This is a genomic window from Monashia sp. HAY1-2A (assembly GCF_056755315.1).
Genome location: NZ_JBNDHY010000056.1, coordinates 1 through 13,019, shown reverse-complemented (window position 1 = coordinate 13,019; position 13,019 = coordinate 1). Strand labels below are relative to the sequence as shown.

The window sequence follows — 13,019 nt, the reverse complement described above, 5'->3', positions numbered from 1 at the left end:
CGCGCTTCCTCGGCGCTGGCCGAGTGTTGCGACCTCGGTGGCCCTGGTACCGCGCGCCGAAACAGACCCATGCAACCCACCTCCTTCGCAAATCTGACCCCCTTCTTGGGGCACCACTCGGAAGCCAGGGCACGATGGTGCCCCCGTCCGGTCGTCACAAGGCCATGCCCGCACTTCCCGCCGTAGCTGGCGTCGCCGCCCTCCTGGCCGGAGCAGCCGGCACCCTCGGGCTCGTGACGGTTGCAGCAACCACGACCCAAGCGAACGAGGCGCTCCCCGCCTGCGTATCGAGCGGACCCATTGCCGGCCTGAGCCCGTCGCAGGCGCAGAACGCACGCACGATCGTCGCGGTGGCCCGCCAACGGGAAGGTGACCAGGCAGCACTGATCGCTCTCATGGTCGGCCTCGCCGAGTCAGACCTGCGCGTCCTCGCCAACCCAAACGACCCCTCCGGAGACGCCTACCCGAACCAGGGCATCGGCCACGACCATGACTCGCTCGGCTTGTTCCAGCAACGCCCGGGCTGGGGCACGGCCGCGGAGCGGATGAGCCCCACTGCGTCCACGAACCTTTTCCTCGATGCCCTTATCGCCGTGCCGAACTGGCGCGCGATGACTCCCTGGAATGCAGCCCAGATGGTTCAGCGCTCGGCCTTCACCGGCACACCGACATCATCGAATCGCGGCTCCACCGTCGTCGGTGGGAACTACCTCGCGCGGGCGGGGCGGGCAGCATCGATCCTCGCGACCATCGACGGAGGGCCCCAACCCGACTGCGGCGCCGCACCCCTCGATGTCCTCGAGCCGGGGGCAGCGGACGACTACGGCCTTCCGGAGACCTACGCGATTCCGCCATCAACAAGTGCACCGGCCCGCGCGGCCGTCGCCTTCGCCCTGGCGCAGCTCGGTAAGCCCTACCAATGGGGCGGCAACGGACCGGGTGCTTTTGACTGCTCCGGCCTGACTCAACAGGCATGGGCTCGAGGTGGTGTCGGGATCGGCAGGGTTGTCGGCCAGCAGCTGGCGGATGGCACTCCGACGACCATCGGCGCGCTGCAGCCAGGAGACCTTGTGATGATCCCTGGGTCTCTCGGCACGCTCGCTCGGCCAGGTCACGTCGGCATGTACATCGGCAACGGTCTCGTCGTGAACGCCCCGCGAACCGGCGACGTCGTTCGCATCGTGACTCTGCGCTCCTTCATCAACAAGGGACTGGCCGGCCTGAGGCACATCTCCTGAACCGATCACGCCGCCCTCAGGTGGTCTTCCTTCCCGCTCTTGAACCGCGCCCGTGCCAGTCCGGTCTGTATCCCGCTGTGGCTCAAGCGATCCGGACCCGGCGCGACGAACGCAGCTCCACCTTCGCGCCAGTGGCCGAATAGTGCCCCGACCAATCCCTAGGACGACTACGCGCGGCGACTCGTCCGCGTAAGGCTGCGAAAGGTTCCGTCATGTACGCCTCCATCATCACGCTCGCGAACGACATCGCACCGAACACCGACGGCGTCCCCGGCATCGCCGCACTGCAGCGCATCGTCGGTGGACTCCTGACGCTTGGCCTCGTTGCCGCGGTCGCTGGAGTGGCCCTCTCCTCCATCGCGTGGGCGATCGGCTCCCACTCGTCGAACCCCCACGTGGCCGGCAGGGGCAAGACCGGCGTCCTGGTGTCTGTCGGTGCCGCGATGCTCATCGGGGCGGCCAACACTCTGGTCAACTTCTTCAGCAGCGCCGGCGCCGCGGTCCGATGAGGCCTCCACGGCGCCCCCGCTCACGACTCATGGTCGCGGTCGCGCTCCTGGCTCTCGCGAGCGGAGCTACCGCCTTCGCCGCGACCGGACGCTCGACAGGCGCGGACCCCGGCGCCTCAGTCCCCGTGCCACCCCCGGCGACGTCAGAGCCACTCCGAGACCTGACGCCGGCGCCGAACGGCACGGCTGGGCCCAATGAGGCCGAGAACGCCCCGGCCGCCGAGATCGGCCGCCTGCAGGTGATGCCAGCCGTTGAGATGGTGCCGTCCCTCCCCCGAATCGCGGGCGAGGCCTCGCGGCAGCCGGACCTCTATGCGGCAGAGTTCGTCCGCCGCCTCCTCACCCAGGACTACTCCCGCCCCCGCGACGAACTCCTGGCCTGGGTCCAAGGGGAATCGGCCACCACCACCGATCCTCTCGTGGTGGGCATGGTGCCGCCGGACTTGCGCCACAAGCTGGCCGTCTTCTCGGCAACCGACAACGGCGCAGAGCCTGCGCCAGTGCCGAACGCCCGCGACTGGGCGTCCCTGGCGCTGCAAAAGGCCACAACGCGAGTTGTCATCGACCGAGTCGAAGAGCCATTCGCCTGGACCAACGCGGTCTCGGCCGGACGCGTCACCGACCCGGGCATCACCGCCCGCGACGTGAGCGCGACCGTCTCTCGGACCACCGACGTCGACGGGCGACGGCACACCTTGACCTTCTCCGTGGGCATCACGATGAACCTCGAGGGCCCGCCAAGCCGGTCGACGTGGGGCTGCGTCGCGGTGATCTCCTACACGGCTGTACAGGTGAGCTGACATGGCCTGCGACGGCATCTTCCAGCTCAACCCCGTCTGCCTGGCGACCGGCGCCGCCCAGGCTGGCACGGGCGTCGCCGCCGACGTTGCCCAAGGCGCGTTCGGCAGCATCGCAACCTCCTTCGGCACCGCCGCCAACAGCGCCACCTCTTGGCTCTGGAAGGAGCTCAACGACGCGACCACCCTCGACCTGACCTCGCCGCGGCTGCTGCGGGAGATGGCCGTGACCGGCGCCATCGCCGCGGTGCTCTGCATTGGACTCTTTCTCGTGCAGGTCACCGCCGCGGCCGTTCGCGGACGCCCGATCGCCCTCGCAAGAGCGTGCGGTGGACTAGTCATCAGCTTCGTCGGTTCAGCCTTCGCGCTGGGAACCACTCGGCTGCTGCTCGGCGCGGTCGACTCACTGAGCAACGGCGTCGTGCAGTACACGCTCGGCACCGACATCGACGGCCTCGGAGGCGCGCTCTCCTTCGGCAACCTAGCCGCGATGCAGAACCCGGCGGTCATCATCCTCTTCGCGCTCGTGATCCTCGCCGCGGTCGTCGTCGTTTGGGCAGCGATGATGATCCGCAAGCTGATGCTGCTAGTGGCAGCGGTCCTGGCGCCCCTCGCCTTCGCCGGCGCCACCGCCGACTTCACTCGAGGTTGGGTCCGCAGGTGGATAGAACTCGTCGCGGCCATGATCGCCTCGAAGCTCCTGCTCGTCATCATCCTCAGCATGGGCGTCGCCGTGATCAACGGCGCCGGACAGGCGGGATCTGACCCCGGCCAGCAGACGACGCAGCTGGCCGGTGGGGCACTGATACTGCTCCTCGGGGGGTTCGCACCGTGGATGGCCATCCGCATGTTCCACTTCGCCGGCGACAGCATCCACGCCGCGCATGCCGCGGCGGGGCACACCGCTGCCGGCGCGCAGGCCGCGATAGCCGCGCCGCACAAGGTGGCGGCCCTGCAGGGCTCCGCCCGGGCCCTGACGGGCAGCCTCGGGAGCCGGGGCAGCGGCTGGCACCGCGGCGGTGGTCTGCCGCCTGCACCACCCCGCCCCGCGATCGCCGGCGCAGGATCCGGCATTTCGCCGGTCACCCTCGGAGGCGGCGGCGCTTCAAGGCAGGCTGGGACGGCCGCGTCGACTGGTGGAGCCGCAGCCGCCACCTCGGCGGCCGTCCCAGCCATCGGCGCCATCGCCGCCGGAGCGGCACTCAAGACCGCCACGAACACCGTCGGGTCAGCCACCGAGAACGCGGCGTCTGTGGGTGGCGCAAGCGGGCCACACTCAGCGGTCCCCGCCTCCAACGCCCCCCCGTCGGCGGCCCCGATGAAGCACCAACCGTCGAGCACCTCCGGGAGCAGCTCATGACCGACACCACCACCAGGCCGTTCACCGTCCGATTCGCGCGACTGCCCCGTCGCGGCCTCCTGCTCGGGCTGTCGACCCCGCGCGTCCTGTGCGTGGCAGCCGCGGCCCTGGTCCTCATCGGCTCGATGGTCGCCGCCAGCACCATCGGTGCGATCACGAGCATGCCTGTCTGGGCCGGCTTCCTCGCCCTGGCCTTCCTGCGATGGGGCCACCGCCCGGTCGTTGAGGCCCTGCCGACAGGTGCGCACTACGCGACCCGAGCCGCAAGCACGCAGACCAGGTACCGCGCGCGACCCGACAAGCCGCGCCCCACCGGCACTCTGGCCCTACCCGGCGACGCCGCGGCCCTGCGGTTCCTTGTCGAGAAGGACGGCACCGCGATGCTGCACGACCCGCACGCGCAAACCCTCACCGTCGCAGGGCTGCTCAGCCACCCGGCGTACGTCCTGCTGGCCCCGCAAGAACAGGCCAGGCGAGTCCACGGCTGGGGCCGTGCCCTGGCTGCGTTGGCATCCTCGGGGACCGGTACGCGGGTTCAGGTCCTGGAGATCTCCCTCCCCGACGCCGGCCGGGGCATCACCGGGTGGTGGGACCAGCACGGCCTCAAGTCACCCAAGCAGTGGGCCGTCATCGAATACGAGCGGCTCATGAAGACAGCGGCGCCTGCGGCCTCCACCCACCGGACCCTCGTAGCTCTGTCACTTGACCTGCGTCTTGCGCACGCGCACATCCGGCAGGCCGGCCGCGGGATCGCCGGCGCCACCGCCTTCCTCAAGCAGGAGATGACCTCGTTCGAAAGCAGCCTGCGCTCGGCCGACCTTCAGCTCGTCAGCTGGCTCGACGAACCGGACCTCGCAGCCACACTGCGCGGCGCGTACGACCCCGGCTACGACACCGACAGCGACGTGCCCTGCACACTGGCAACCGCAGGCCCGATGGCCGTCGACGAACAGTGGGACCACGTCCGCCACGACAGCGCTTACTCCGCCGTGCTCTGGATCAGCGATTGGCCCCGGGTGTCCGCGCCGCCGTTCTTCCTGCACACCCTGGTGTTCCAGCCTGGCATCCGCAAGACCCTCTCCATCACCTACCAGCCGGTGCCTGCCGACGAGGCCATGCGCGACATCCGCAAGGCCAGGGTCGAGTACGCCACGGAAGCCAGCCAGAAGGCACGACTTGGAGTCATGGCCGACCTCGCCGACCGCGTCGAGGGGGAAGACGTCCTCGAACGCGAACGCGCCCTAATCGCCGGGCACGCCGACGTCCGATTCACCGGCCTCGTGACCATCACGGCGCCCAGCCGAGAGGAGCTGGAGGCAGCCATCGCCGAGATCGCACGCGCAGCGGTCCAGTCCGGCTGCGAGACGCGACGCCTCTACGGGCAGCAGGCGCGTGCCTTCGCGTCAGCAGCCCTACCCCTGGCCCGGAAGGTGAACTGATGCGCAGGCGACACGATGGCGCGTCGGCGCGGTCCCACGCCGGTGGCTTCTACGCGCCTGCCGACGCCCGGCACAGGCTGCGCGCCTACCGCGCGAGACCGGCCGACGTGCGCGAGGACGTCGGCACAGGAAATGCCGTCCGCCTGCGCGAGCCCGAGCCCTACGCCTCGCCCGGCGGCGAGGGCGGCCCCGAAGCGCTGCGGTCCCGACGCCGCTTCCGCCTACCGCCGCATCGAGCCACCAGCGATGTCGTGGCTGGCGCCTACCCGTTCCTCGCCGAGGCCGGCCTCGGCAGCGCCGGCGTCTACGTCGGCCAGGACGCCTGGTCCGGTGGCGGGTTCTGCTTCGACCCCTGGGTCCTCTACCAACAGGGCGTGCTGACCAACCCGAACTGCCTTCTCGCCGGCGTGGTCGGCAAGGGCAAGTCCTGCCTGGCCAAGTCGCTTGCCACCCGATCCATCGCCTTCGGCCGCCGCGTCTACGTCCCCGGCGACCCCAAGGGTGAATGGACCGTCGTCGCAGAGGCCGTCGGGGGCGCCGCGATCCGCCTCGGCGGCAGCGCAGGCAACCGCCTCAACCCCCTCGACCCCGGGCCACGCGACCACGGCCTCGGCGACACTCAATGGGAGGCGGTCCTGACCACCCGACGCCGCGTCCTCCTCGGCTCACTCGCCCAGTCAGCCCTCGGCCGCCCCCTCGCCTCCATCGAACACACGGCCCTGGATGCAGCCCTCGCACACACCGTGCGGACGTCGGCAACCCCCACGCTGCCGACGGTCGTCGAGGCGCTGCTCCAGCCCGCCGAAGCGATTGCGGGAGCCAGCATCAGTGAGCTGACCCGGGACGGTCGAGACCTCGGCCATGCGATGCGACGCCTCGTCGCAGGCGACCTCGCCGGCCTCTTCGACGGCCCATCTACCGTCGCCTTCGACCCAGACCTGCCCATGGTTTCCCTTGATCTGTCCGGCATCCAGGGCTCCGACCAGCTCATCGCCATGGTCATGACCTGTGCCTCGGCCTGGATGGAGTCCGCCCTGGCGGGCAGCGACGGTGGTCATCGCTGGGTGATCTACGACGAGGCGTGGCGGCTCATGCGCCAGCCAGCACTGCTGGCCCGCATGCAGTCACAGTGGAAGCTCTCCCGCGGCCTGGGCATCGCCAACCTGCTCGTGGTCCACCGCCTCTCCGACCTCGACGCGGTCGGCGACTCCGGCTCAGAGTCCCGCGCCCTCGCGCGAGGCCTCCTGGGCGACTGCTCGACAAAGGTGATCTACCAACAAGAGGTGAGCGAGGCGCCGCTGGCCGCCCGCGAGCTCGGCTTGTCCAGCGCCGAACTGGCCCAACTTCCTGACCTGCAACAAGGGGAAGGCCTCTGGCGCGTTGGCCAACGCTCCTTCGTGGTGCGCCACGTCGCCACCGAGGGCGAACTCTCCCTGTTTGACACCAACGCCCGCATGCGGCTCTGAAAGACCGGCGGCCGTCACTTGCGGGAGTGAGGCTGGTTGCCTTCAGCCGGGCCCAACACTTGGTGGGGGTCGGATCCACGGACTCGGCCCAGGTGCCGGCCCGGGCTCTGGTCAGTCTTTCTTGCCGGTCGGGTCGTCCAGTTCCGCGTCGGGGGCGTTCTTCCGGACCGATTCGATGCCCGCCAAGCACGCTCGGTGGGTCTCGTAGTTCTCACTTGTTGCGATCACCTGCCCGTTGGTGGCGACCAGATTGAAGTGATAGCCCTTGCCCGGCTGGTGGACGACGCGGAACTTCGCAGCCATGTCCTCTCCTTCTCGGCTTGGTCTTATGGCGCCCGTACCCGGCCCACCGCTTTGGCAACCCGCCGAGTGCCATACGCACCTGTCCCGGGCTGCCCGGCGCAGCCGGTCCCACTGAGCGCTCACGCGTCCGGTGACCGAGCCTTCGCGCCTGCAGCAGGCCCCAGCTCTGAACGGCAGACACACTCGCTCGGGCCACTGATCGCGTTGTCTGGCGGCCGTTGTCTCGTTCCATCGATGCCCGAACTGTCAGACCCGCGGTTGGCCGAGCCGGCGCAGGTCTTGGGCTACTGGCTCAGGCGACGTCCGCCGGGTCGAGGTCGGGCCTAGTCCTGTGCAGTCGCACGGCGTGGCGGAGCACGCCGGGTGCCGCGGAGGCGTCCGCCTCTACCTCCACAACGAAGGGCGCGATGACCGTCACTTCGGTCGGTTCGGTTGAGCCCCAGGCGAAGGTGCGCTCGAACGTCTCGCCGCTTGGGTGGAGTAAAGGCGAGAGCGCCTTACCGACTGCCTTCGGCAGTGAAGTCGTCGATCCCGCCGTGACTGGTCGACCCTCCTCGTCGACGTCACCCGGGAACGCCAGCACAAGCGCCGTAGGGGCGGCCGGGTCCCCGGTGAACCCGACCGCGAGCATGTCCAGCGTCTGCTTCGCTTTCACCTTCCACCACACTCGTTGACCCGGCACGGTCGGGTAGGTGCCGCCGGCGTCCTTGATGACCAGCCCCTCAATGCCACCAGCGGTCAGTGTTCGAAACCACTCTCGCGCGAGGGGCACGTCAGCGGTCTGCTGGCAAAGCACGATCGGGGAACCCATACGGACCAGAGCTTGCTCGAGCACCGCGCGGCGCTCGCGCAGGGGACGGCCGCGAAGGTCCTCGCCTCCACCCGCCAGCACATCGAACACAACGAGTTGGGCGGGGCGGCGCGCGGCCACCGCCCGGATCCGCCGACCGGCAGTCATCCGGGCCTGCAGACCCTCGAAGTCCAGTCGGCCCGCTACCGGGTCCCAGGCAATCACCTCTCCGTCCAGCACCAGGTCGCTTGGTAAGCGCGCGCTCAGAACGGGCGTCAGCTCGGGAAACAGCGGCGTGAGGTTGGTGCCGTTGCGCGAGTAGATGCGACCACCACCGACCAGTGCGCGGTAGCCGTCCCACTTCGGCTCCCACACCAGATCCCTAGCCCCTGAGGGCACGAGGTCATCGACGCGCCGAGCCAGCGCGACCGGCACACGCAACGACACCGCTGGCATGCCATCCACAATGCACCACCGCGACAGTCACCGCAGCCGCCGGAGGCCGGTAACCCGGCTCAAGACCAACTCGAACCGCGACCACCGGTTGGCTTCCTACGCGCGGGCACAGCTCAACGCGGCCACTGGCCCGTTGATGGCAGCAAGCCGCCGCCGGCTCCGGCCACGACCGAACGGCAGCTCTCGGCGTACCACGGCTAGCCGACCATGCCGACGCCGCGCGACAACACTAGATCTCCAACTCGGGGCGGATCAGTTGCGGCGGAAAGACGTAGGCGCATGACCACTGACGACGGGACAGGGCTGAGGCAACAAGCGCGCGAATCCAGCCGCGTGGGGCGCGGGCGCCAAGGTGTCCTCTGGCTCCCGACCCGGGCTGCGTCCGCGAGTGTGTTGTCAGTGGGCCGCGATGTAATGTACTCATGCAAACTCTCCGTCGCCCGCATGGGACGCCCGCCCGCCCAGCTGACCGCGAGTCGTCCGAAACATGAGCGAGCCAGCGCTGATCTTCACTCTTTGGTGGCTAGCGTTGGTGCTTATCCTTGGCTTCTTGGCCAGGAGCGCCTTCAACAACAAGATTGTCATCGGCGTCCGCATCTATCCGCGGGACGAACATCGCAGGCGCTATGAGCAGTGGATGATCCTGCCTTTGATCGGCCTCTTCACCTCCGTCGCGACCGGCATTGCGACCGGTCTCATAATCACTGGCGGTTGGGGGATGCTCTGGGGCTTCAATGTCCTCGCCGGATCGTTCTTCATAACGGTGAACCTCGGCCTCTGGTTCGGTCTGGTGAGGCGCAGGGGCTTGGCAGCGACTTGGGAGGCGGATTCGAGTCTGGAGGCTATATATGCTGAAGTGACACGCGAGCACGTAAACGAGCCTCTGCACGAGTCCCTGAAGAGTGCATTCGTCGAGCGTCTCTCGTCAATGCGGAGCGACGTTGAGGCGCAATGCATCGACAAGGCAAACGAAATGATCCCTGGCTTGTCGTGGGGCGATTGTCCGCGAGCAGGTTTCGGCGTCATTCAAGTCGGCGAAGCCACGCTCCGGGTTCCGGGAGTTAAGGTCTTGAGGTTCCTAGCGCGCCAGACGTTGCTACTGGCGGTCACCGGTGTGAGCGTTGCCGCAGCCCTATTGCTGCTGCGATTCGGTCACATCGACGCATTGAGGATCGTGGCTGTAACTTTAATGGTCTTCATGGCTGTGGGGTCGGCCTTCACAGCTGCGCGTGCGGAACTGGTGTACCGCAATCGCTTTCGCCTTGAGCGCGCTGAGATGATTGAGGAGGCTCTTGAGGCGATCGCGAAGAGTGATGGGGCAGGCATGGGCCGTGCCGCAGCCGGCACGAGTCGACGCGGCCGCCCGGGCAGTTCTTCTCGACGGTTCGTTCCGATGAGGCGCGCGCAGCGGCTAGCTGGGCAGATGCGCCAGGTTCGAGCGGACGGCTGGGCTCAGTCAGCCAAGTCGCGCAGTGCGAAGCGCCTCGACGTATCAGATCGGCGTTCTGACGCGCCAACTCGGACGAGGCTGTTCACACCGGATTGATGTGGACTGACGGGCATTGGTGGAGGCGCTGGCCGTCCGCTGTGCGGCGAAGTGATGCGGATGGCGGCCACGTACCACGGCATGATCGAAAGGCGATCGCGAGTTGGGCGGCCTCGGGCAAGCCCCAATGAACGGCCGCAAGGCTCAGCAACAACGCGGACCACGAGGACCTTTGCGACCCAAGCCTAGATCGCCGCGCACTCCTCGTGCACCCAGCCCAGTTCGTTCTTGGTGACGCTCGTTCCTTCCGTGTAGTAGTCGCCGCACACCTTGCACGCGGCTCTCCACTTGGCATGCACCACAAAGCGCGGTCCGGCCTTGGCTGCGACCGCCACCATCTCGGAGAGATCCAGCGGTGGGGTGACGGGCTGGCCCAGCATGCCGGCATTGGCCAACCGGTCAGCCACCTCGTTGAGGTTTGCTCCGGAGTGGCCCTTCACCCATCGAAACGTGACATCCGCGGACGCCGCCTCGACCAGCGGCTCCCACAAGTCCCGGTTCGCGACCGGCTTCTTCTGCGCGGCCTTCCATCCGTTGGCCCGCCACCTGCGCCACCAACCCTTGTCGAAGCAATCGACGACGTACTTCGAGTCCGACCACACCGTCAGCGGTCGGGGAAGGGCGTGGGCCGCTTCCAGAGCGGCCCGGATCTCCATCCGCTGGTTTGTCGTCGACGGGTCCCCGCCCAGACCGAACGTGTGCTCGTCGACCACCCACCCCCATCCACCTCGGCCACCCGGATTGCGTTCGCAAGCGCCATCCGTGTACACCACCGTGGCTGCCGTCATGGCTGGGCCTCCTAGCCGTCGGTATGGACTGATCCATGATGTTGCCTGGAGGCTAACGGCTTCGAGTCCGTCCCCCGCCCTCATCCCCGAGGCCGCTCGTGTGCGGCGGTATGACTGTGAGGATCGCCAACGCAGCCTGAAGGTGCTGGGCTGTGGTTGGTAACCACGAGTGTGACCCCCCGGAATGACTGGCTTTTGTGCCTTCGTGCGACCTGTCCGCTCGTGGTCACCAGCCCCGGCCCGGTTGGAGGAGCTGGCCTGATCAGGAGCTTGACCACCTGGCGTTAGCGGCGCCTGATGTGTCTCATCACAGTCCTGCCGAGCCTCCGTCCCGGACCGGAACCACGCCCCATCCGGCGAAGGAGAGAACGCATGAACAGTCTGACCGATCTGCGCGGGGTGGTCGATGTCGTCATCGGCGTCGACACCCACGTCCACACCCACTCCGCGGCGGTCATCGACAGCGCGACCGGTGGTGTACTCGGCGAGATCACCGTCGAGGCAACAGCCGCGGGCTATGCCGAGCTGATCGAGTTCGCCAACAACCACCCGATGTTGCGGGCCTGGGCGATCGAGGGGACCGGTGGTCACGACGCCGGTCTGAGCCGTCACCTGTTGGAGCTGTCGGAGATCGTCATCGAGTTGGATCGCCCGAAGCGGGCCGCCCGTCGCAACGGCGCGAAGTCCGACCCGCTCGATGCGATCCGCGCTGCGCGTGAGGCGATGGCTCGACCGCGGTTGGGAACTCCCCGCACGGGAGGCGATCGCCAAGCACTGTCAGTGCTTTTGGCTGCTCGCCGCTCCGCGATCAATGCCTCCACCGAGGCCCAGCAGCAGGTCTTCAGCCTGGTCATCGCAGCACCCGAACCCATCCGAACTAGGTTCCGCGGCCAGAAGCTTGCAGCGATGCTCAACACCGCCGCCAGCCTGCGAGTGCACGCCTCCTGGGACACCGAGACGACCAGCACCGTGCTGGTCCTGCGGACCTTGGCTCGCCGCGCGCACGCGATGCTGAAAGAGGCACGGGAACTGCAGAAGGCGATCCTGGCCATCATCCGCAACTGGCGCCCCGACCTTCTCCAGGCATTCGGCGTCGGACCGATTGTGGCCGCGACCGTGTTGTGCGCCTGGTCCCACCCCGGCCGTATCCACTCCGAGGCGGCGTTCGCGATGCTCGCCGGCGTGGCACCGGTCCCGGCGAACAGTGGCCAAGTCACCACCCGTTATCGGCTCAACCGATATGGCGATCGCGAGCTCAACAACGCACTGCACACCGTGGTTCAAGTTCGTATCCAGTACCAGCCTTCCACCCGCGACTACGTCGCTCGTCGCACCGCTGAGGGAAAGACCGGCCGCGAGATCAAACGCTGCCTGGCACGCTATGTCGCCCGCGACCTCTACCGCCTACTCGAAAGCGGGGCCGCAGCCGCTTGACGAAGCATAGGAGCGTCGGACGTCGACCAGACCGCTCGAATGGATGAACCGCGCGATGCAGGCCGTACAGGCGAGCGCACCAGGCGTGACCAAGGAGTGACGGGCGAAGCCCCTGCGCAGCACCTGCCGTTCTCACGTTGATGCTGCCTTCGCGAATGTCTCTGCGTGCGGTCCCTCACGGAGGTGATGCGATGGTGGCTATTGTCCGAGGTAGGCCGATTCCATTCTGGTGCGCAGGGGGTTGCGATGGCGAAGCGCAGGAGCGTCAGGGCGGCGTCGTTGCAGTACCAACGTGAGCGTGAACGGGCCTACGCTGCTCAACAGCGAGCCATTGCCAAAGCACAGCGCGACGCCGAGCGCGCTCGTGCCGCGCAAGCCCGGGCCACGGCCGCTGAACTCCGTGAGATGAAGCGGCGCTACTCCGAGAGCCGAGTCGCCGAGGTCATGGCGATGAACGACGATCTGGAGATTCGTACCGAGGCTCTGGCGACTTTGCTCGCCGATGCGCTGCTGACCGATAGTCGTTTGGACTTCGAGAGCCTCAAAGTGCACTCCGATCCTCCGCCGCGCCCCCAGACAGCAGTAGACACCCCCTTGCAGGTGCCGCGGCTCGAAGAGTTTCTGCCCGCCCCAAGGACTGGTTTCGTGGCCACGCTCGGCTTCGGCAAGACCAAACATGACGAGGCTGTGGCCGCCGCTCACAGGGATCACGCCGCCGCGCTGGAGGTCTACCGTCAGAAGGAAGACGCCCGCCTTAAGCAGCTCAAGCGGGCAAAGGCAATGCACGCCAAGTGGATCGATGACCACCAGCGACGCGAGGCGGAACAGCGCGCAGAGGTGGATGCGTTGCGAGATGCCTTCGCCCAGGGCGTTCCGGACGCAGTGGTGAGCTA

12 protein-coding genes are annotated in these 13,019 nt (G+C 67.9%); 9 read left to right on the top strand and 3 right to left on the bottom strand.

All coding sequences use genetic code 11. The features are described from left to right. Positions 1-233 precede the first annotated feature (233 nt). The 6 genes from ACPYOM_RS10405 (at position 234) to ACPYOM_RS10380 (ending at position 6,809) form a co-directional block, all read left to right on the top strand. Positions 234-1,238, top strand: coding sequence for a C40 family peptidase (locus tag ACPYOM_RS10405; protein ID WP_481345874.1), 1,005 nt, complete (start codon positions 234-236; stop codon positions 1,236-1,238). A 212-nt stretch (positions 1,239-1,450) separates the two neighbouring features. Further along, complete coding sequence (locus tag ACPYOM_RS10400; RefSeq protein WP_481345873.1) at positions 1,451-1,747, top strand: DUF6112 family protein; 297 nt, start codon at positions 1,451-1,453, stop codon at positions 1,745-1,747. A gap of 242 nt (positions 1,748-1,989) precedes the next feature. Next, positions 1,990-2,547, top strand: coding sequence for a hypothetical protein (locus ACPYOM_RS10395; protein ID WP_481345872.1), 558 nt, complete (start codon positions 1,990-1,992; stop codon positions 2,545-2,547). A gap of 1 nt (position 2,548) precedes the next feature. Beyond that, positions 2,549-3,904 carry a type IV secretion system protein gene (locus ACPYOM_RS10390; protein WP_481345871.1) on the top strand — a complete coding sequence of 452 codons (1,356 nt, stop codon included), beginning with the start codon at positions 2,549-2,551 and terminating at the stop codon, positions 3,902-3,904. Beyond that, positions 3,901-5,343, top strand: a complete 1,443-nt coding sequence (locus tag ACPYOM_RS10385) for an SCO6880 family protein (protein ID WP_481345870.1) — start codon at positions 3,901-3,903, stop codon at positions 5,341-5,343. The genes ACPYOM_RS10390 and ACPYOM_RS10385 overlap by 4 nt, the downstream gene beginning before the upstream one ends. Further along, a complete protein-coding gene (locus tag ACPYOM_RS10380) occupies positions 5,343-6,809 on the top strand; it encodes an ATP-binding protein (protein ID WP_481345869.1) in 1,467 nt (488 codons plus the stop codon). Before ACPYOM_RS10385 ends, ACPYOM_RS10380 begins: the two co-directional genes overlap by 1 nt. A gap of 111 nt (positions 6,810-6,920) precedes the next feature. Here ACPYOM_RS10380 and ACPYOM_RS10375 read toward each other — a convergent pair whose 3' ends face one another. Together ACPYOM_RS10375 and ACPYOM_RS10370 are read right to left on the bottom strand one after the other, a co-directional pair. After that, positions 6,921-7,112, bottom strand: coding sequence for a YegP family protein (locus ACPYOM_RS10375; protein WP_481345868.1), 192 nt, complete (start codon positions 7,110-7,112; stop codon positions 6,921-6,923). A gap of 292 nt (positions 7,113-7,404) precedes the next feature. Then, complete coding sequence (locus tag ACPYOM_RS10370) at positions 7,405-8,358, bottom strand: ATP-dependent DNA ligase (RefSeq protein WP_481345867.1); 954 nt, start codon at positions 8,356-8,358, stop codon at positions 7,405-7,407. Between the two features lie 487 nt (positions 8,359-8,845). Between ACPYOM_RS10370 and ACPYOM_RS10365 the strand changes: the two genes are divergently transcribed. Next, positions 8,846-9,904 carry a hypothetical protein gene (locus tag ACPYOM_RS10365; protein WP_481345866.1) on the top strand — a complete coding sequence of 353 codons (1,059 nt, stop codon included), beginning with the start codon at positions 8,846-8,848 and terminating at the stop codon, positions 9,902-9,904. A 185-nt stretch (positions 9,905-10,089) separates the two neighbouring features. Here ACPYOM_RS10365 and ACPYOM_RS10360 read toward each other — a convergent pair whose 3' ends face one another. After that, the gene (locus tag ACPYOM_RS10360; RefSeq protein ID WP_481345865.1) at positions 10,090-10,692 is read right to left on the bottom strand and encodes a ribonuclease H family protein; all 603 of its coding nucleotides are present in this window, start codon (positions 10,690-10,692) and stop codon (positions 10,090-10,092) included. 372 nt (positions 10,693-11,064) lie between these two features. Between ACPYOM_RS10360 and ACPYOM_RS10355 the strand changes: the two genes are divergently transcribed. Both ACPYOM_RS10355 and ACPYOM_RS10350 read left to right on the top strand, forming a co-directional pair. Further along, positions 11,065-12,126, top strand: coding sequence for an IS110 family RNA-guided transposase (locus tag ACPYOM_RS10355; RefSeq protein WP_481345864.1), 1,062 nt, complete (start codon positions 11,065-11,067; stop codon positions 12,124-12,126). A 246-nt stretch (positions 12,127-12,372) separates the two neighbouring features. Beyond that, positions 12,373-13,019: hypothetical protein (locus tag ACPYOM_RS10350; protein WP_481345863.1), on the top strand; the 647-nt coding region annotated here is incomplete at its 3' end.